At 72.7% G+C, this 19,152-nt stretch carries 13 protein-coding genes; 6 read left to right on the top strand and 7 right to left on the bottom strand.

All coding sequences use genetic code 11. The annotated features are described in order from the left end of the window. Positions 1-34: 34 nt before the first annotated feature. From ACFQU4_RS06025 to ACFQU4_RS06015, 3 genes are read left to right on the top strand one after another with little or no spacing between them, the layout of a single operon-like run. A complete protein-coding gene (locus ACFQU4_RS06025) occupies positions 35-1,054 on the top strand; it encodes an EamA family transporter (RefSeq protein ID WP_377488080.1) in 1,020 nt (339 codons plus the stop codon). Further along, on the top strand, positions 951-1,514 hold the full coding sequence (locus tag ACFQU4_RS06020) for a class I SAM-dependent methyltransferase (protein WP_377488077.1): 564 nt from the start codon (positions 951-953) through the stop codon (positions 1,512-1,514). The genes ACFQU4_RS06025 and ACFQU4_RS06020 overlap by 104 nt, the downstream gene beginning before the upstream one ends. A 14-nt stretch (positions 1,515-1,528) precedes the next feature. Next, positions 1,529-2,080 (top strand): AAA family ATPase, encoded by a 552-nt coding sequence (locus tag ACFQU4_RS06015; protein ID WP_377488074.1) that lies wholly within the window; start codon positions 1,529-1,531, stop codon positions 2,078-2,080. Between the two features lie 135 nt (positions 2,081-2,215). Here the strand turns inward: ACFQU4_RS06015 and ACFQU4_RS06010 are convergent, their stop codons facing one another. The 7 genes from ACFQU4_RS06010 to ACFQU4_RS05980 all read right to left on the bottom strand — a co-directional run bounded on the left by ACFQU4_RS06010 (position 2,216) and on the right by ACFQU4_RS05980 (position 16,863). Beyond that, positions 2,216-3,043, bottom strand: a complete 828-nt coding sequence (locus ACFQU4_RS06010) for an alpha/beta fold hydrolase (protein ID WP_377488071.1) — start codon at positions 3,041-3,043, stop codon at positions 2,216-2,218. Between the two features lie 393 nt (positions 3,044-3,436). Continuing rightward, positions 3,437-4,591, bottom strand: coding sequence for a hypothetical protein (locus tag ACFQU4_RS06005; RefSeq protein ID WP_377488068.1), 1,155 nt, complete (start codon positions 4,589-4,591; stop codon positions 3,437-3,439). Then, positions 4,588-5,577 carry a hypothetical protein gene (locus ACFQU4_RS06000; protein ID WP_377488065.1) on the bottom strand — a complete coding sequence of 330 codons (990 nt, stop codon included), beginning with the start codon at positions 5,575-5,577 and terminating at the stop codon, positions 4,588-4,590. The genes ACFQU4_RS06005 and ACFQU4_RS06000 overlap by 4 nt, the downstream gene beginning before the upstream one ends. A 2-nt stretch (positions 5,578-5,579) precedes the next feature. Then, positions 5,580-8,333: a hypothetical protein gene (locus ACFQU4_RS05995; RefSeq protein WP_377488062.1), complete on the bottom strand. Its 2,754-nt coding sequence runs from the start codon at positions 8,331-8,333 to the stop codon at positions 5,580-5,582. 3 nt (positions 8,334-8,336) lie between these two features. Beyond that, entirely contained in the window at positions 8,337-10,568 is a 2,232-nt protein-coding gene (locus ACFQU4_RS05990) for a hypothetical protein (protein ID WP_377488059.1), read from the bottom strand. After that, the gene (locus tag ACFQU4_RS05985; protein ID WP_377488055.1) at positions 10,568-13,273 is read right to left on the bottom strand and encodes a hypothetical protein; all 2,706 of its coding nucleotides are present in this window, start codon (positions 13,271-13,273) and stop codon (positions 10,568-10,570) included. Before ACFQU4_RS05985 ends, ACFQU4_RS05990 begins: the two co-directional genes overlap by 1 nt. Before the next feature lie 5 nt (positions 13,274-13,278). Next, positions 13,279-16,863 (bottom strand): tubulin-like doman-containing protein, encoded by a 3,585-nt coding sequence (locus ACFQU4_RS05980; protein WP_377488052.1) that lies wholly within the window; start codon positions 16,861-16,863, stop codon positions 13,279-13,281. Positions 16,864-17,246: 383 nt separating this feature from the next. Here ACFQU4_RS05980 and ACFQU4_RS05975 point away from each other — a divergent pair, with 383 nt between their 5' ends. From ACFQU4_RS05975 to ACFQU4_RS05965, 3 genes are all read left to right on the top strand, one after another. Beyond that, positions 17,247-18,128 (top strand): sigma-70 family RNA polymerase sigma factor, encoded by an 882-nt coding sequence (locus ACFQU4_RS05975; protein WP_377488049.1) that lies wholly within the window; start codon positions 17,247-17,249, stop codon positions 18,126-18,128. An 84-nt stretch (positions 18,129-18,212) separates the two neighbouring features. Further along, entirely contained in the window at positions 18,213-18,683 is a 471-nt protein-coding gene (locus ACFQU4_RS05970) for a carboxymuconolactone decarboxylase family protein (RefSeq protein ID WP_377488046.1), read from the top strand. Positions 18,684-18,743: 60 nt separating this feature from the next. Beyond that, positions 18,744-19,121, top strand: coding sequence for a DoxX family protein (locus ACFQU4_RS05965; RefSeq protein WP_377488043.1), 378 nt, complete (start codon positions 18,744-18,746; stop codon positions 19,119-19,121). Positions 19,122-19,152 lie beyond the last annotated feature (31 nt).

The following is a 19,152-nucleotide window of genomic DNA, read 5'->3' as shown; positions in this document are numbered from 1 at the left end:
GTCCTTCACGATCATCGGGGCGCAGACTGGCCGCGTGTCCGTCCGCGATCGCCTACTCGCCCTCTTCGTCGTCGTCTGCTGGGGTCTCAACTTCCCGGCCACCGCGATCGCTCTGCAGCACTTCCCGCCGTTCCTGATGGGTTCCCTGCGGTTCGCCCTGATCGCGGTCCCGACCCTGCTGCTGGTGCCCCGGCCGAAGGTGCCGCTGCGCTGGCTGCTCGGCACCGGGCTCGGGCTCGGCGTACTGCAGTTCGGCTTCCTCTACGTCGGCATGGCGGCCGGGATGCCGAGCGGGCTCGCGTCGCTGGTGCTGCAGGCCTCGGCCCCGTTCACCGTGATCATCGCCGCGGTCGCGCTGCGGGAACGGCTGTCCGGGCGGCAGGTGGCCGGCATCCTGGTCGCGGTCGGCGGGCTCGCCGTGATCGCGTTCCACCGGGCGCAGTACGCCAGCCTGCTCCCGGTGATCTTGACCCTGTGTGCGGCGCTGGGTTGGGCGATCGGCAACATCTGCAGCCGGCAGGCCGGCGCGCCATCACCGTTCCGGCTCACCCTGTGGATGTCGGTGGTGCCGCCGATCCCGTTGTTGATCATGTCGTTGATCTTCGAAGGCCCGGCCCGGATCGGCCAGACCATGATCACCGTGATCACTCCGGAGGCGGTGCCGGCCGTGTTCGGTCTGCTCTACATCGTGTTGATCGCCACCTTGATCGGGTACGGACTCTGGAACGGCCTGCTGGCCCGGCACCCGTCCAGCGAGGTCGCTCCGTTCTCGATGCTGGTGCCGATCGTCGGCGTCGCCTCCTCCTGGCTGGCCTTCGGCGAGCAGGTCGGGCCGGTGGTGATCATCGCCGGCCTGGCGGTGATCGGCGGCGTGCTGTGGGCGTCGAGAAAGGGGCGACTCAGGGGCGTCCCGGACCCGGTTCCGGCGGCCACGGCTCTAGGCTCGGAGCATGGCAGGCTTCTCTCGCGTGGCCTCCCGGCTGTACGCGCTGTTCACCCGGAATCCGTCGACGGCCCGAGTGGTGGTCGAACAGGCCCGGCTGCAACCGACTGACCGCGTCCTCGAGGTGGGCTGCGGCGCCGGCGGTGCGGTCGACCTGGCCGCCCAGGCGCTCGGACCCGATCGGGTCGCCGCGGTCGATCCGTCACCGGCCTTCGTCGAGATGGTGTCCCGCCGGGTGCCCGGCGCCGACATCCGGGTGGCCGGCGCCGAGGACGTACCCTTCGATGATCAACGGTTCACGGTGATCTTCAGCGTCGCCTCGATGCACCACTGGGACGACCGCGCCGCCGGGTTGGCCACCCTCACCGCCAAGCTCGCCCCCGGCGGCCGGATGCTGATCGCCGAGCGGCTGCTCAAGCGGCCCGGGCACGGCATCACCCCCGATCAACTCGCCGAGGTCGAGGCCGAACTGACCGAGCTGGGCCAGATCGGTGTCCACACGGTCGAACGCAAGGCCGGACCGCGCCAGCTGGCGATCATCCGCTCCACCCGGCCGCTCGCCGCGGCCTGATCAAGGTTCCGAGCGTGCGCGGTGATCAACTGGTGGTACTGGTCAACGGTGTCCCCGCGGCCGGCAAGTCGACCCTGGCGCCCCCGCTCGCCGAGGCGCTCGGGCTGCCCTTGATCAGCAAGGACGTGATCAAGGAGGCCCACGCCGACATCCTCGGCGCCGAGCCGCCGGACGGCCGGCCGCAACGGGACTGGAACCGGGCCCTCGGTGCCGCGGCGTCGGAGACGATGTGGGCCCTGCTGGCCACGGCGACGCCGGGTGCCGTGCTGGAGAGCTCCTGGCGCGCTGACGTACGGGAGCTGGTCGTCGCCGGCCTGGCCCGCGCCGGCGTCGACCGGGTGGTCGAGGTCTGGTGCGACGTCCCGGCCGAGCTGGCGCGGCGTCGCAACGAGGAACGCTGGCCGTCCCGGCACCCGATCCATGGTGTCCGGATGACCGACCAGGAGCGGACCGGAGTGGAGCGGCACGCCGAACCGCTGCGGCTCGGGCCGGTGATCCGGGTCGACACCACGCATCCGGTCGACGTGGCCGGGCTGGCCGCCCAGGTCAGGGCTGCGCGGGCCTAGTCGGCCCCCTCTCGACCGGGTCTCTGCCGGCCGCGGTGTCGCCAGAACTCTTGAGCTGGACCGCTGGAGGCCGTTCCAACGTTGAACCGGTCGAGTTCAAGAGCTTTCGCGACAGCCACCCGACGCGACCTCAGTTCACGCGACCTCCGGGCCGGCGGTCGCGACCCGGTCCAGCCAGTCGCCGAACAAGGCCCGAGCCAGGGCCGGCTGCTCGGCGTCGAGGCCGTGGCCGGCCTGGTCGAGCACTGCGAACGTCGCCCGCGGATAGCGCTCCAGGATGGTCAAGGCGTCGCGGTACCCGGTGATGTGGTCCTGCCGGCCGGCCATGATCAGGCAGGGGTGCGGGAAGTCGGCGACCTCGACCGGGAAGCTGCCCTGGTAGCCGGCCGCGATCCGAGCCGTCACCTCCGGGTCGGCCAGGTCGAGCCCCGGCTGGACGTACGTCTGGAAAGCCCGCCAACTCTGCTCGGTCTGCACGACCAGCAGGTCTTCGGTGTCGAGGTCGGCGCCGAGCCGCTCCGCCAGACCCGGGTCGCGGACCAGCACCTGACGCGGCGGCAGGTCGCGCTCCTCGTGCCGCGGCAGGATCACCGGGACGATGATCGCCAGCCCGTCCAACCGGTCGGCGTGCGCGACGGCGAGACCGCGGGCCAGGTAGCCGCCGTAGGACTGGCCGACGACGGCGTACCGCCCCGGGACCAGGGCCTCGACCGCCGCCCGGAGCACCCGGAACACGTCGTCGCTGCTGGCCACCTCCGGCGCCGCGGTCCGCCCGTGACCGGGCAGGTCGAGATAGATCCGGCGCCACTCGGGCCGCTCCTCGAACACCGGCTCGAACGGCCCCGAGAGCACCCGGTGATCCACCGTGAACCCGTGCACCAGCACCACCGTCGGCGCCGCCGGATCGTCCGGCCCGGTGATCACGTGGTGCACCCGAACACCCTCGACCTCGACAAACGGCATGCTTCTCCTCCCCTTGGTTCGCATCGCTATATCCCCCGGTCCCACCATGCTCCCCCACCGCCACGACGGGAGTGGTGCGGTCCAGCCCAGCGGCCGCGGCCGGGCCTCCTCCTGGCGCGGCCGGATCAGGAAGCGATCGAAGACCACCGGTCCACGTCGCTCCCGAGTCGCCGCGATCTCCAACCCTTCGTGCCGACTCGTCCCGCACCGGATGCTCGCCGACTGTGAGGTTGCGACCCCGAACGGGCGCCGCAGGGCGGTCACAACCTCACACTCGATGAAGGACCGCCGCCATGACCCCCACCCCGGCCAAACGCCCACCCGTCACCTCCGCAGCGACACGCCGCAGAAACGCCTGCTTTTGTGCCCAGTCGGCGGTCTGTTTATTTGGGGTTAGAGGGCGAGGGTCCAGCGGATGGGGTCGAGGCAGCGGAAGGAGGCGATGCCTCGGTGGTGGATGCGTTCGCCTTCCGCGGCCTCGCCGAGGGCGGAGACGGCGAACAGGCGGTGGGCGAAGGGGCGGCCGTGGTGCGGGGCGGTCATGGTGTTGAGGAAGCGTTCGGCGCCGAGGCGGATCAGCAGGCTGCGGACCTCGGCGTCGAGCAGGGCGCCGTCGTCCTCGTCGTAGCGGAGGGCGGTCAGGCCGGGGTCGCGTTGGAAGGCGGCGCCGGGGTTGGCCATGATCCGGCTCCATTCGGTGCCCTGGACCAACCGGAGCGCCTGCATGGTGTCGAACTTGGACAAGATCATCGCGATCGGCGGGGTAGCGGAGCCGAGCAGCAGGATCAGATTCTCGAGTACGGTCTCGGGGCTGCCCGCCTCGTGCAGCTGCGGCGGCAGCAGGTCCTTCAGCATCTCCCGGACCTGGTTGACCGCGGTCGGGTCGAACATGAAGAAGACCGAGTCGGCCTGGGCGAAATAGCTCAGGTGATCAACTCCGACGGTGCTCGCCTCCAGGTCCTCGCCGGCCACGTCCCGGATCACCAGGTAGCGGCGCTGGCCGTCGATCACGCCGAGGCTCAAGATCAACGGCTCCCGCTGGTACGCATCCGCCACGCCGGCCGCGGCCGTCGGCGGCATGATCCCCCGAGCCTCGAACAGGGGCCGCTGGTAGACGTCGGTGTAGATCCGGCGCGAGGTGTCGGTGGCGAACTTGAGCGACGAGCCCATCCGGGCCAGCAGGTAGTCGAGCTGTTTGATCATGACGCCGATGTAGACGCTCTTGCCGGTCGCCCGGGCGCCGGCCAGCGCGATGCAGGTCGCCGACCCGAGCCGCCACTCCGGCGGCAGCCCGTAATGACAGTGCGGGCAGACCTCGACGCCGGGCTGCTGGCAGGAGTGGCACAGGTGGGCGTCGTCGGGCAGCCGCCAGTGCTTCACCTCGGGATTGCGCCGGACGCTGTGCATCGGCCCGATCCGGACCGCGATCCCGGTGTGCGCGGAGCCGACCGGGTCCTCGTACTCCTGGCAGCGGCCGGACCGGCAGGCGAACACCCACTCGCCGTCCGGCAGTCGCCGGAAGCAGCGCGGGCACTTCGTCATGATCATGGCGTTCCGATCAGGTTTTCGGCACCGATCAACGCCCCGGCGGCGGCCAGCAGCGAGGCGACGATCCGCCCCACCTGGTCCCGGTCCAGCCGTTGATCATCAGAGAGTACGGGCACCCCGGTGGATCCGTCCCGCAGGGGTCCCGGCGACTGTGCCTCCCCGACCACGACGGTGCCGGCGAGCCGCTGCCCGGGCCGGGCCGGCGGGACGGCGTCGGTGATCAGAAAACACGCCACCCGTTCGCCGGCACCGGCAGCGAACTCGCCGATCCGGCAGCCGATGTCGAGCGGTCGGTCGGCCAACCCGGTGATCATGGACTCGGCGAACTCGGCGGCCGGGCCGGCCGGCACCGGTACCGGCTCCCAGCCGACCAGCGTGCCGTGCGCGGTCTGGTCGCCGGCAATCACCACGCCCAGGCCGGCGAAGAGCTCCAGGCAGGGCCGGACCAGCCGGTCGGCCGGCAGTCGTCGCATCGAGGCCGAGGTGTCCAGCCCGACCACGAGCCGGACCTGGCGCTCGGCCGGGAGCCGGGGCACGCCGAGCACGCCGCGGGCCGCGTCCCGGGCCATCTCGGCGGTCGCCGGCAGTGCCTCGTCGTTGACCATGCCGATGGTGCTGATCTTGATCCGGCCGGCGTCCGGTTCCATGATCACGATGTCCCGGCGGCGCAGCCCGGACAGGTCGACCGCGTCCAACACTGCCCGGTCCGCCTCGCCACCGGCCGGGCTGTCCGGTCCGAGCGCGACCGTGACCACGCTCTGCGGCCCGAACGCCTCGCCCTCCGGCAACAGGCTGACCTGGACCGGCTGGTCGATCACCGGCACGATCACCTGGTCCGGCCGGCGCACCGTACGGACCGGGCCGTTCCGGCCGGCGACCTCGACCCGGTGACCGAACGGCCCGCCGCCGACCGGCTGGACCCGGATCGCGATCGGCAGCGCGTCCACCCGGACCGAGTGGCCCTCCCGGAGCAGATAGGTGGTCATGATCAGTTGTTCCTTCCGCGGCGGAGGAAGCCGGGCCGGTCGCCCTGCGCGATCACGCGCAGCCTGGCGTCCGCCTGCCGTTCCAGAGCTCGCCGGTCGACGTCCATCCGGGCGTACCGCTGAGCCAGCCGTTCGGCGGTGACCCGACGCGCCTGTTCCCAACGGTTCCCGATCTGGTTCCCGGCCCAGTCCTGGACCAGGGTGTTCAGCAACGACTTGCGGCTCGAGGTGAGCGAGCCGACCCACTGCTGCGCGGTCCGGTCCACCCCGCCGAGCGCGAAGCCGCTGTCGGCCAGCAGCGCGGCCCGCAGCCAGCGTTCCTTGCGCTCGGCCGAGAACAGGTTCTTGATCAACAACGCCGAGTCCAGCTTGAGCTCGAACCCGCGGCCGGAGTTGATCTTGCTCCGGAGCCGCTTCGCGGCGGGCAGGCCCAGCTCCCGTACGGCATCGAGGACGAGGGCGCAGAGCAGCGCATCGGACGCGTCCTCGGCCAGCCGGCCGGGCAGGTCCCAGGCCCAGAGCGCCCCCGAGATCACCGCCTGCACCTCGGCGTCCGGCGGGCTGCGCCGGTTCTGCAGCCAGTACTGGTCCCGGGCCAGCAGCCGCAGCACCAGCAGGTCGGCACCGACCTGGCGATCCTGGTCCAGGCCGCGCAACAGCGGGTCGCGGAGGTCGTCGATCAGCCGGGTCAGGTCCTCGCTCGGCGGGGCCGACTTCACCGTCGGCGCCCACTGCCGGACGCCGACCGCGGCCGGCCAGCGGCGCCGGATCAGCAGCAGATCCCCGGCCGGCCAGGCACCGCCCTCGAACGCGCGTTCCAGCTCCGGCGGCGGCGACTGGTAGGGCGCCAGCGCCCGGAGCGCCGACCAGGCCACCAGCGGGCGCTCGGCCGGATGCCGGTCCGGGTCCGTGGTCCACCGGTGGTACGCCAGCTCGGAGCGCAACGGGTCGTCGTCGCCGACGGCCAGCCGGCCGAGCGGCGGCGGCGCACCCTCCTCCGGGTACAGCCACTCGGCGACGGGCGCGGCGAGGCGGCGGCCGATCGTGCTGCGGACCACCCACTCCTGCCCGGCCAGCACCGGCCGGATCACCCAGGTCAGGGCCCGTTCCGAGACCGGGCCGGTGCGTTCGATCAGGGCAGGCCCGAGCTGTTCCGGGCCGAGCAGGTGGCAGCAGCGTTCGAAGGCGTCGACCAGCGGCTCCGGCGGCTCCCGGTGGTCCAGGCCGCTCCGGGCCAGCAGGTCGATCAGGTGCAGCACCGCGGTCGCCCGGTCCGCGTCGGTCAGTTCGGCCGCGGCGATCGCGGCGCAGGCGTCGGCGACCCCGGCGATCAGCTCGCGCTCGGTCACCGCGGACAGTCGCGGGACCGGGTCGGGCAGGGCGGCGGCGCCGGGCCGGGCCAGCCAGGCCGGGTCCGCCACCGCCCGACGGACGTACGCCTCCATGATCAACTGGGCGGTCTGGCGGCCGACCCGGGCCAGCGCCGCCGGATTGCCGGCGACCCGCCAGGCGTCGACGACGGACTGGCCCAGGCCGCGCCCGATCAGCTCTCGCGCGGTCCGGTGCAGTTCCTCGTCGTCGGGCAGCGCCGACCGGCCGGCGGCCTGCTGCGGCCCGGTCCGGGTGACCACGGCGGCCGCCTCGCGGACCGCGTCGGCGAACCGTTCACCGGCCCGGCCGACCGCCATCGCCAGCGGCCAGGCCACCGCCTCGGCCGGCAGTTCGGCCCCGCCGAGCCGGCCGGCGACCCGGTCCAGTTCGGCCAGCGCCCAGGCCGCGCCCGCTTCGTCGCCGAAGATCACCTGGGCCAGCACCGACCACTCGGTCACGGTGATCCGGTCGCCGGCCGCGGTCCGGTGCGGCTCGCCGTCAAGATCACCGATGGCCAGCGGTTCCGACTCGTCGATGATCACCACCGGCGTCTGGGCGCGCAGCGGACTGCGCGGGTCGACTGCGGCGGCGTTGATCTGATCTTGGTCGACGACCGGTACACAGACCAGTTGCACCCCTTGATCGAAAGCGTTCGGGACGGCAGGGATCCGTTCCAGGGTTGAGAAGGAGAACCCGGCGGCCTGCCGGGCCGCCATCAGCAACGACACCGCACCCGTCCACAGCGCGGCCCGGTCGGTCGATTCGGTGATCAACACGATCCGCGGCCCGCCAGCCAGGGCCGCGGCGGTCGCGTCGAGCAGCGCCGCCAGCACCCCGAACCGGAACTGGGTCGGGTCGAGCAGGAATGTGATCACCGAGTCCGCGGTGATCATGGTCCCCGGCTCCGGGCGCGGCCGGTCGCCGAGCCGGGCCCGGCTGACCTGATCGGCACCGTACGGGGCGAGCCAGTCCGGCGAGCGCCAGAGCTGGATCGGCCGCACCGCCGCCGGCTCCGCGACCCCGGGCTCCCGGTCCAGCACGACGTGGGTGAAGACGTTGCCGGGCCGGCCGGTCGCGTCCGGGCCGGCCGGGCCGGCGTGCCACCAGGCCGTCGGTCCGGCCCCGGCACCGGGCTCGACCGGCGCGTAGACCATCCGGCGCGGCAGTTCGGCGATCTGCTCCGGGGTCGGGAACCGGGGAATCTCCACCCCGGCGTCGAACTGGGTGGCCACCCGGGCCCGGAGCTGCTCCCGTTCCTCCCGGCTCAGCGCACCGTCCTCCTGGACGATCTGCCAGCCGCCGGAGCTGATCCTGGTGCCGGCGGCGTTCACCCCGTGCAGCGAGGTGTAGGTCAGCCGCCCGTACCGCGGCGAAGTGTCGGGCATCGGTCAGCCCAGCCGCAGCGCGTCGACCGGCGGATCGAGGATCGCGACCAGCGAGGTCCGCTCCGGCGGCAGGTCGGCGAACAGTCGCACGTAGCCGGTCCGGCCCCGGACCGAGGCCTTCCAGGCCACCTCGCTGGGCCGGGTGCCGATGCCGTCCGGCCGGAACCGGAGCACCGGCCGGGTCACCTCCTCGATGTCCTCGGTGACCTCCAGTTGCTGGCCGTCGCCGGGGTGGAGCGGCAGCCGGGTCGGATGGTGCACCAGCACCAGCGGCGGGCAGTTGCCGATGTCGGACTCGCTGTACAGCCGGACCAGCACCCGGTCCGGCTTCAGCAGCAGGGTGCGGCGCAGCTCGAGCACGTACCGGATCCGCATCAGGCCCGGATAGCCCACCTCGACCGGCACGCTCTCCCGCCGTTCGCCGCCGACGAAGGAAACCCCGGTGATCCGGACCGTCGCGCCCCGGTTCGGCAACGGCCGGCCGAACTGGACGCCGCCGAGCTGGTTGTAGAGGTCGGTCGAGCACTCGACCGTGCCGGTCACGTCGCCGCCCTGCAGGATCTCGGCCAGGACGGTGGCGGCGCCCGGCGGCCAGCCGAACTTGAGCACCTGCTGGTCGCACCGCTCGACGATCACCGGATCGTGCACCGGCCGGACCCGGACCGCCGGCACCGTCCGGCCGACCCGGGCAATGCCGTCCAGCACCACCACCGGGGTGAAATAGGCGCGGTCCCAGCGGCGCGGCCAGGGCACGTTGCGCATCCCGACCCGGCCGTCCGGCTGCGGGCTGATCGGGTGGGCCAGCCGGTCGGCGTCGGCCAGGTTCATCTGCGGCAGCGCCGACTCCGGGTGGCTGCCGTGTTCGGCGCCGGCCAGCGGCCGGTTCTCGGTGCGGTAGACGAACACCCGGCCGGCCGGCTGCGGCGACCAGAGCAGGTCGAACTGCCAGTCGTCATCGTCGCCGTGCTGGGAGACCTCGAGATCCTCGATCGGGTCGACCACGGCCGAGACGCCGACCTCGACCGTGACGGCGCCGGACAACTGCGGGACGCCGTCGACCTCCGCCTCGGTGCAGAACTGGTACAGGTAGCGGCGGCCGCGCTCGGCGTCGTTGTCGACGAAGCCGCCGAGGTTGGGGTCGCCGGCCAGGATCCGGTACTGCGGGTCGGGCTGGCCGGGCCGGGCCCGTTCCACCGGGGTCCGGTAGATGTGCACCCGGTCGATCCCGTACCAGACCGACCACTGGCCGATCACCCGTCCCTCGTCCTCGCGGAGTTCGACGTCGACGACCCGGCTGACCACGGCCTTCTCGGCGATCAGCCGCGGCTGGCCGCGCCGGGCCAGCGCCAGCGTCGGGCCGGTGTTGCACCAGACCTGGTAGTAGCGGATCGCCGCCGTGAACGGGCGGGTGTCGAGCGTGCCGCGCTCCGCGTCGCCGAGGACGACGCCGACCAGGTCGGCCCGGTCCGGGGAGTACGGCCGGTGCTCGTCACTGGACACCACGCGGTACGCCGTCGCGCCGGCCAGCCCGCTCGGCTGGTCCCAGGCGAGCCGGACCCCGTCGGCACCGGTCAGCGACCGCAGCACCACCGACGACGGTACGGCCTCGCCGGCGAACCCGGCCGCGTCGAGATCGGAGCCGAACTCGTACGGGGCGAAGCCGGCCGCGAGATCCGGTGGCTGCACGCCGGTCGGCGCCGCGTTCAGGTCGGCCGCCCGGCGCGGCCCGGGCCGGTCCAGGCCGAAACCTTCCGGTTCCGGCGGATGCTCCGGCCGCGGCGGTACGGGCTCGGGCGGCGGCACGGACACCGGAACCTCGGCCGCGCTCGGCGCCGAGCTGGGTGGAACCGACGTCGGGCTGGGCGACGTCGCGGGGGGCGCCGGACTGTGGCCGCTCGGCACCGGGCTGGTGGGGTTCGACGACGGAGCCGCCGTGTGCTGGCTCCCGCTGACCGGCATGTCGTCCAACTCGGCCGGCAGCGTCGGCGTCGCCGGGCCGGACGAGGTCGTGACCAGGCGCTCCAGGTCCGGCGCGTACTTGCGCAGGGCGGCCGGCAGCATGGCCGCGATCTCCGCCGCCCGGCGCTGGCCGGACCGGGCGACCGCGCGCAGGTAGGTGTCCTTGATCTCGCCCAGCTGCAGCCGGCTCTCCAGCACCTCGCGGTCCCGCCAGGCCTTGAGCCGCTCGAAGGTCGGGTCGACCGGCGGCGAGCCGCCCAGGGTGTGATCGTCCATCAGAACACCTCGTCGATCTCGGGCATCGGCCACCGCGTCCGGTCCCGATCGGCGTCCGGGGTCCCGGAGCCGGGCACCGCGGCGAGCTCGTACGCGGCAAAGGCCTCGGTCAGCTGGACCAGGACGGCGGCCCGGCTCAGCTCGCGGCCGGTGCCGCGGAACCAGTGGCTGACCACCCGCTGCCGGCCGGCCACCCTGGCCTCGGCACCGAACCCGACCGGGTCGAGCTGCTGGCCGTGCCAGGCCTCGGCGGGCTGGTCCAGTCCGGCCATGAATTCCGGGTACGGCCGCGGGGTCTGGTCCTGGCCGGCGATCCGGACCGCGGCCACCAGGGACCGGCCCAGCTCGCTCTCCGGCAGCGACCGGCCGACGGCCTGCCACAGCGCGCGGCCGCCGTCACTCAGCGGATCACCGTCCGCCGCGCCGGCCGTCTCGAGCAGATCGGCCCAGCGGACCAGCAGGCTCCCCTCGCCGGCCTGCTCGGCGTACATCCGTTCCGGGGCGTGAGCCAGATCGATCGCCTCCGGGCCCAGCCGGCCGGGCGCCGATTCCAGCAGCGCCTGCCAGGGCCGACTCAGCCAGCCGGCCCGGAACACCTCGCGCCGGATCACCGTGGCCGCCTTCGCCACCGCGTCGGGCTGCAGCTCGGCCACCCCGATCCGGGCGGACAGCGGCAGTCCCGCGGCCGGCAGCCGCAGCAGCGGAGCGCCGGAGCCGGGCACCGCCGGCCGGCCGAACGGTGCGGCCAGCACCACGCCGGCGATCCGGGACCAGGCCAGGAACTGCTCGTACCCGGCGGCCAGCCGGTTCAGGTCGCGCAGCACGTGGCCGAGGTTGACCCGGTTGGCATCGGTCTGCGAGGCGGCGTCGCGGCGCCGGTTCAGCTCGCGGAACAACTCTCGTTGACTGACGAAGAACACGGCACAACTGCCGAGCAGCCAGACCACCACCGCGGCCACGATCGCGATGGTCACGGTCTCCCAGGTCAGCCCCTCGAACCCGCCGAGCAGCAGCAGGATGATGATCACCACGGCCAGGCCGATCAGCAGCCCGCGCATCCACCAGGTCAGCCGCTTCATCTTCCGACGCAGGTCGTCCGACGGTTCGTCATCGGTGCCCGCCTGGGCGAGCGAGCTCAGGATCGCCTGCGCCTCGTCGCGGACGTCGGAGACGGCGCGGCCGAGTCGCTGCCCCACCTTCACCGCGTACGCCGAGCGATAGCGACCCTGCCAGCCGTCCAGTCCGGCCCGGGCCCGGTCCAGGTCCGGGGTGAGCTGGCCCTCCGGCGGATTCAGCCGGGCCTGGGTGGCCTGCATCCCGAGCAGGTCGTACGGCGCCAGCTCGCCTCCGCCTGCCTGGCCGGGCGCCTTCCACCGGTGCTGCGGGCCCGGCACCACCTGCGCCGGATCGGCCAGCACCGCGCGGTCCGCCCCGACCTGGAGCGGCGGCAGGTCACCGATCCGCTCGCCGCCGTCGGCCAGCGTGTACGCGCCCGCGAGGTAGTCCTGCCAGAGCGTCGACAGGTCGTGCCGGCCCGCGGACAGGCCCTCGCCCGGCCCGGCCGACTCGCCGATCACGCCGGCCAGCTCGTTGGAGGCCCGGGCCCAGTCCCGCCAGTCGGCGCCGGTGCCGTCCGGGCGGATGCCGCGGACCACCACCGAGTACGCCGACGGGGCGCGGCCGAACACGCTGCCGTGCACCGCGGCCGCCGCGGACGAGGCCAGCTTGTTGGTGATCGCGGCGCGCCACCGCATCGGGGTGTTCTTGATCGCCGCCCAGATGAACGAGAACAGCATCCGCAGCGCGGCCAGCGCGCCGATGTCCTTGACCGGGCTCGGCGCCGGCTGGACGCGGGGCCCGCGCAGCACCGCGCCGTGCTTGCGCCACAACGCGTCCGCCATCGTCCGGGTCGCCGTGTCCACGTCGTCGCTGCCGGCACCGTTTCCGCCCTGGGGCTGGCCGATCCGGAGCGACTGGGCGCCGGCCACCCGGACCGCGGGCAGCCCGCCGGCCACCGACGTCACCCCGTCCCGGATCGCCTGCTCGACCTCCGACGCGTCCAGCGACCGGAAGAAGACCCGGCCGACCCGGACCGTCCGGCCGGGCGGGACCGCGACGTCGTCCAGCGGCGCGTCCGGCACCCCGGACCAGAGCCCGGTCAGGCCGGCCACCGCCGTCGCCGCCGGGCCGCCGATCACGGCCGGATCGTCGCTCGGCTCCAGCACCTGGTGGCCCAGGCCGGGACCGCGGGCGTCCTCCGGCGAGATCACCACCGTGTGCCAGCCGTCCCGACCAAGATCATCGGCGGCTGCCGTACCGCCGGGTCGGGTGATCACGCAACGCAGCCGCTCGATCTGGCTGGCGCCGCTGGAGCGACGGACCAGGTCGACCAGCTCGCGTTCGGCTTCCACGTGTTCGTCGACCGGCTCGGGGCCGGGCAGCACCGCGGCCAGCGAACAGACCCGGACCCGGTCGTACTGCCGCCCCGCGAGCACCTGCTGCACCGTCACCGGGCGACCGGCGCCGTCCTTGATCAACTCGCCCGGCGTGACCAGTTGATCATGGGCAAGTTGATCATGGATTCCGTCCAGCCGGACCCAGCAGAACTCCTCGACCAGGCCGAGCGCCGACAGGTCACGCAGCGCGTCCCGGGCGCCGGTGAGCACGCCGTCCGGGGCGGCCAGCAGCACCAGATTCGCACTCATGGAACTCAGTACACCCCGCCCTCGGGCAACTCGATCGTCGTCCGCGGCGCCGGGCCGGGCTGGCCGTCCAGGCCGCCGCGGGCCGCGTCCGGGGCGGCGACCGCAAGCTGGTACGCGTCGTCCAGGAGCCGGGTCAGCTGCCGGGCGGCCCAGTGGATGTCCGGCGCAAGATCACGGAAGATCGGCGTCTGGCTGGCCTGGTCCCGGCTGCTGATCGTGGCGAACGCGCCACCGCCCGGCGCACCGTCGACCCCGGCCGGCATGAAGTGCACCGACGCCAGCGTGCCCGGCCCCTTGGCGCCGTTCAGCCATTCCTTCGCGGCGTCCCGGCGCTGCTCCGGCGTGGTCGCGTCGGCCAGCGTCTGGACCCGGGAGGCCACGCCGGTCTCGGCGCCGCCGTCGCGGATCCAGGCCGCCAGCCGTTCCCGGCCAGACAGCGGCACGATGCCGCCGGCGGGCCGGAGCGCGTTGCTGTCGTACAGGGCCCGGAGCAGGCGGTACGGCCGCAAGGACGACAGCACCGGCGACTCGTGCACCCGGGCGATCGCCAGCAGCTGGGACTCCAGCACCGCGGGCAGCCAGTCGTACGGGGCGACGAACTGCTGCGGCGGCGTCAGCATCGGGTACGGGAACTCGACCCACTCGCCGGCCGCGCGGTCCAGGATCCGCACCCCGCTGTCGTACGGGGACGGCGGGATGATCAGCTCGCCGACGATCTGGCCGAGGTACCAGCCGGCGACCAGGGTGCGCCGCTCCACGTTCGCCATCGGCAGTGCCGCATCCAGCGGCCGGGACCGGCGGTGCGACCAGAAGGCGTCCCGGCCCTGCGCCGTGGTGGCCCCCCACTGCTCGGCGATCGGCCGGAGCACCGAGGAGAACGCCAGCGGCGAATACAAGGGATAGGAGCCGAAGATGTCGATCCGGCGCGGGTTGCCCTGATCGGTCAGCGCCGCGCCCAGGTTGTCCCGGCTGGACGAGTCGATGCTCGGGTTGTCGACCAGCACCCGCTCCAGGTCGTCGGCGATCGGCAGCTCGGCGAACGGCACGTCGGAGAACTTGTAGCGGTACTCGACCGGCTGGCCGCCGTGCAGCAGCCGGACCACCTGCTCGTCGACGCCGATCAGCGGCATCGCCAGCGCCAGCGCCTCGGTGAACTTCGTGGTCACGTCGCGGATCCGGGCCAGCCGTTCCGACTCGGCGACCTCCGGGCCGTTGATGAAGTCCCGCAGCGAGACCGCGCAGAACCGCTGGAACGACTGCTCGGACCGGGCCACGAACGCCCGCGCCCGCTCCAGCACCTCGCCCGGCTTGGCGTGCACCTGGAACCGGGCCCGGCTCGGGATCAGCGCGTCACCGGTGGCCGGATTGGTCGGGAAGACCCGGGACCGCCAGGGCGCCGTCTGGACGACCAGGTTCGGCTGGTGCGGGTCCAGGGCCGGCGGCCGCTCGCCGCCGGTGGTCTCCCAGATCCCCTCGATGACCTGGGTCGGGACCAGCTGGGCCGGGCTGTTGCCGGCGTCGTCGGTCGGCACCGCACGGGCCAGGTCCGCCGCGTACTGGGCGGCGAAGTCGCGGGCCGGGGTGAGCAGCACCTCGTTGCCGGCCTCGTCGAACCGGCTCGGCACCTTGACGTCGGCGTCGGACGGCCAGGCCGCGTACTGGTCGGTGGCGAGGCGAGCCAGGCCGTCGTGCTTCACCTGGGAGCCGCGGCCCTGCTCGAGGATCCGCTGGGCTTCCCGGATCGCCTCGGTGAGCGGGGTCAGCACATCCGGGATGAACGTGGCCAGCGCGTCCGCGGTCAGCGCCGAGGCCCGGGTATAGAGCTGCGTCCGTACCTTGATCCGGACCCCGTCGACCAGCCGCTCCACCAGCGTGTCACCGCCGGTGATCGCGCCCTTGATCGCCGCGACCGCCTGCTGCAGTTCGGACGGCAGCTCGGCCAGGCTGCCCGGATCGGTCCGGCCGAGCGCCTCGGTGCCGGGGATGACGACGCCGCGCAGGTGCGCGTCGAGGCGTTCCAGCACGGCGGCCGCGTACGGCAGGCCGAGCCGGCTGATCCCCTCGGTGAGGACGGTGACCAACCGGTCCAGCAGACCCTGCTGCCAGGCGAACGCCCAGTCGTAGGCGGCCTTGCCGGCGGCCTCGGCCAGCACGTGGCCGCGGGACCGTGATCGTTGCTGGACGGCCTCCAGCCACTGCCGGGCCTGCTGCCCGCCCGGAGCCGGAAGATGCGGTACGTATTCGGCGTCGACCACCCGCCGGGCGGCCGCGTCGGCGTCGGCCCGGGGCAGCGCGACCGTGGTCATCCAACTGCCCAGCTCGGCACCGGCCCGCTGCCCGGACCCGAGGCCGACCGGCAGCTGCAGCCGCTCGCAGAGGCGGGCCCACTGGCTGTCCACCAGGGCCTTCACCTGCTCGGTGCCGGAGGCCGAGTTGCCCGGCTGCAGGTGGCCGTCGAGGAGCCGGTCGACGGCGCCGCGGGCGATCCGCTGCGCCGCGTACTCCGCGTACCGTTCGCGGCCCATGCTCAGGCTCGCGAAGCCGTACGAACCCCAGGGGATCGGGTCCAACTGGGCGCCCCAGGCCAGGTAGTCGCTGTCCGGCGGGACGCTGCCGGTGTTGCCGAGGTCGAACGAGACGAACTGGGTACTCGCCACCTCGCTGATCATCATGCCGCCGAGGCCGCGGGCCAGCCCGCGATAGATCGCCTTCGAGCTGCCGTCGCCGAACATGGTGCGCTGGGCGCCGATGAACCGGCCGATCGGGAACACCCGGGCGAACGGGATCTCGGTGCCCTGGCCGTCTCCGTAGCCGAGGCCGGAGAGGATCTCCACGTCGTGCCGGCGGGCGGCGCCGGTCTGGCCGGCGACGATCTCGCCGAGCATCGCCAGCGCGTTGGCCCGGACCCCGCTGCGGGCGGACGGCGGCAACGAATCGAAGATGTCCGGCGCGACCATGAAGACCGCGGTCAGCTTGGGGTTTACGCCCGGGATCAGGGTCAGCAGCCGGCACACGTCGAGCGCCATCGAGGCCCCCGAACCACCGGCCATCGACGTCACGACCAGCACGATCGGCGTCTCGTTCGCGTTGAACGTCGACCCGACCGCGTCGGCCAGGTGCCCCATCTCGGTCAGCGTCTCGACCCGGGCCAACTGCTCCCACGCCGACTGCAGCCCCTGGTGCACCTCGCCGGCCCGAGCCAGCGTGATCATCCGGCCGATCGAACGATACTGCCCCGCCCCGACATCGATCGGCGTCGCCACCGACTGCGGCTGCCGCGGCGCCCAGCCGGCCAGTTCGTCCAGCGCCCGCGCGCCGAGCAGCTTCTGCGACACCGCATAGTCGAGGTCCGAATAGGAGCCGCCCTTGGGCCCGAGCCCCAGATAGCGCCCGCCCTGCTGCGGCACGTTGCCCAGCCCGTCCGGGCCTGGCTCGGGGCCCGACGGCACGTCCAGATGGACGAACTGCCAACCCGCCGGCAGCGTCAGCCGCCGGTCGATCGCAGCCAGGTCGGAGGCCAACTGGTCCATCAGGTAGGCCAGGGTTGCACCGCCGGAGCCGCCGCACCCCACCACCAGAAACCGTCTCACGCCTACCGCGCCCCTTTCGTCGGTTCGGGACCCCAAGTTTTTCACGCTCATCCCGTACGGACCCCAGGAATCACCCGGACCCCCAACCCCAATTCCGCCGACCCGGCACAACCGCAGCCCTTTTGACGGCGTGTCGCTGCGGAACTGCCGTGTGGATGGGCGGTGGGAGTCCGGGGTGAGGGGTGCGCGCGGAGTCAGATCAGGCGGCGCCGATGCCGCCTTGCCGAGGCTGCCGGGTAGTACGTGGCCCGGCGCGACAGCGCACCGATCTTGATCACCGGTCGCCGCCGCTGTGCTTTCATCAGGATGCAGGCCGAACGGTTACCTCGGCACCTCGGGACTCGTCATGAGCATGACGGAATTCGCGCAAGGAAGGTAACGAGATGACCGGATCAGGTCCGCACGAAGCACTGGCGGGAGCCTTCGAACAGCAGCGCGAGCGCCTGGTGGCGGTCGCTCACCGGATGCTCGGGTCACGGGTGGATGCCGAGGACGCGGTGCAGGAGGCCTGGATCCGGCTGGCCCGACAGGACGCGGACGCGATCGACAACCTGGCCGGCTGGCTGACCACCGTGGTCGGCAGGGTCTGCATCGACGTGCTGCGCTCGCGCAGGACCCGGGGCGAGCTGTCGTACGACGACGAGTGGCCCGAGCTGGTGGTGACCATGCACGGTGGCACGGCACCCGAGGATGACGCTGTGCTCGCCGAATCGGTCGGTACGGCGCTGCTGGTGGTGCTCGACACTCTCACGCCCAACGAGCGGCTGGCGTTCGTCCTGCATGACATGTTCGCGGTGCCGTTCGCCGAGATCGGCGAGGTCATCGGCCGGTCGACCGACGCGACCAAGATGCTGGCCAGCCGGGCCCGCCGGAAGGTGCAGGGCACATCGCGGCCGGCGGAGGAGCCGCGGCGGCAGCGCGCCGTGGTCGACGCGTTTCTCGCCGCGGCAAGAAACGGGGACTTCGAGGGCTTGGTGCGCGTGCTCGATCCGCAGGTGACCTGGCGCACCTATCACCCGCAGGGCGTGCTGACCACAGTCGGGGCGGCCGAGGTGGCTGGTCCGATCCTGCGCGGCATCCGGTCGATGACCTCTGCGCTCCCGGTCCTGGTCAACGGCGAGCCCGGGTTTGTCGCCTGGGGTGCGAGAGGCAAGGTGCTCGGCGTGGTGGCGTGCACGGTGGTCGACGGCCGGATCGTGGAGATCCTGACCGTGAGCGACCGCAAGCGCCTCGACACCATGGATCTGCCCGCGCGACCCGAGTAGCGCAGGTCGAGCGCGGGGCCTGTTACGTCTTGGCGGGGCGCTTCGTCTTAGTGGTGCAAGCAACCGAAGACGAAGGAGATCGCGATGGAAACCCGGATCAACCCCATGCACAACGAGGTCGGGTCGAAGTGGGCCAGGCACATCATCTCGTCGAACAAGACCATCGCTGACTCCGCGCTGCCGAAGGCGGTGCAGGAGCTGGTGAAGATCCGCGCCAGCCAGATCAACGGGTGCGGGGGCTGCCTCGACATGCACACCAAGGACGCCGCAGCCGCCGGCGAGAGCCTGGTGCGGATCAACTTGGTCGGCGCCTGGCGGGAGACGACCGTCTACACCGAGGCGGAGCGGGCGGCGCTGGAACTCACCGACCAGGGCACCCGCCTCGCCGACTCCAGCGGCGTCACCGATGAGGCGTGGGCGAACGCGGCGAAGCACTTCGACGACGATCAGCTGATGGCCCTGGTGGCACTGATCTGCACGATCAACGCCTTCAACCGGCTGAACGTGATCACCCGGACGCCCGGCGGCGAGTACCAGCCCGGACAGTTCGGCTGACCCGGACCTTCCCCCTCAGGCTGCCTCCGGCGCCTCTAGATATTTCCAAGGAGAAGACACATGAACCTCGCACTGTGGATCGTCGCCGGCCTGCTGGCCGCCGTCTACCTGTTCTCCGGCTTCGGGAAGCTGTTCGTGCCACGGGAGAAGATGGCAGCGATGACCGACTTCGCGCGCTGGGTCCTCGACTTCAAGCCCGGCACCCTCAAGGCCATCGGAGCACTCGAGATCCTCGGTGCCGTGGGCCTGATCGTGCCCGCCTTGGTCGGCATCGCGCCGATCCTGGTACCGCTGGCGGCCAGCGGCCTGGCGCTGATGATGACCGGCGCGGTGATCATGCGGATCCGCCGTGGCGAGACCAAGGCCGCGCTGGCGGACGGGCTCTACCTCGTCCTGGCCGCCTTCGTGGCGATCGGCCGCTTCGCCCTCACGGCGTGAAGCAGGCGTGCTCGTACACGCCGCCCCACCG

It is taken from the genome of Microlunatus sp. GCM10028923 (assembly GCF_042666975.1).
GTDB lineage: Bacteria > Actinomycetota > Actinomycetes > Propionibacteriales > Propionibacteriaceae > Microlunatus.
Note: the sequence above shows the minus strand (reverse complement) of the source record. Positions and strands in the feature narration are given on the sequence as shown.

Coding starts and splice junctions, on each gene's coding strand:
- ACFQU4_RS06020 (WP_377488077.1), top strand. CDS start 951: ATGGCAGGCTTCTCTCGCGTGGCCTCCCGGCTGTACGCGCTGTTCACC.
- ACFQU4_RS06010 (WP_377488071.1), bottom strand. CDS start 3,043: ATGCCGTTTGTCGAGGTCGAGGGTGTTCGGGTGCACCACGTGATCACC.
- ACFQU4_RS06005 (WP_377488068.1), bottom strand. CDS start 4,591: ATGATCATGACGAAGTGCCCGCGCTGCTTCCGGCGACTGCCGGACGGC.
- ACFQU4_RS06000 (WP_377488065.1), bottom strand. CDS start 5,577: ATGACCACCTATCTGCTCCGGGAGGGCCACTCGGTCCGGGTGGACGCG.
- ACFQU4_RS05995 (WP_377488062.1), bottom strand. CDS start 8,333: ATGCCCGACACTTCGCCGCGGTACGGGCGGCTGACCTACACCTCGCTG.
- ACFQU4_RS05990 (WP_377488059.1), bottom strand. CDS start 10,568: ATGGACGATCACACCCTGGGCGGCTCGCCGCCGGTCGACCCGACCTTC.
- ACFQU4_RS05985 (WP_377488055.1), bottom strand. CDS start 13,273: ATGAGTGCGAATCTGGTGCTGCTGGCCGCCCCGGACGGCGTGCTCACC.
- ACFQU4_RS05975 (WP_377488049.1), top strand. CDS start 17,247: ATGACCGGATCAGGTCCGCACGAAGCACTGGCGGGAGCCTTCGAACAG.
- ACFQU4_RS05970 (WP_377488046.1), top strand. CDS start 18,213: ATGGAAACCCGGATCAACCCCATGCACAACGAGGTCGGGTCGAAGTGG.
- ACFQU4_RS05965 (WP_377488043.1), top strand. CDS start 18,744: ATGAACCTCGCACTGTGGATCGTCGCCGGCCTGCTGGCCGCCGTCTAC.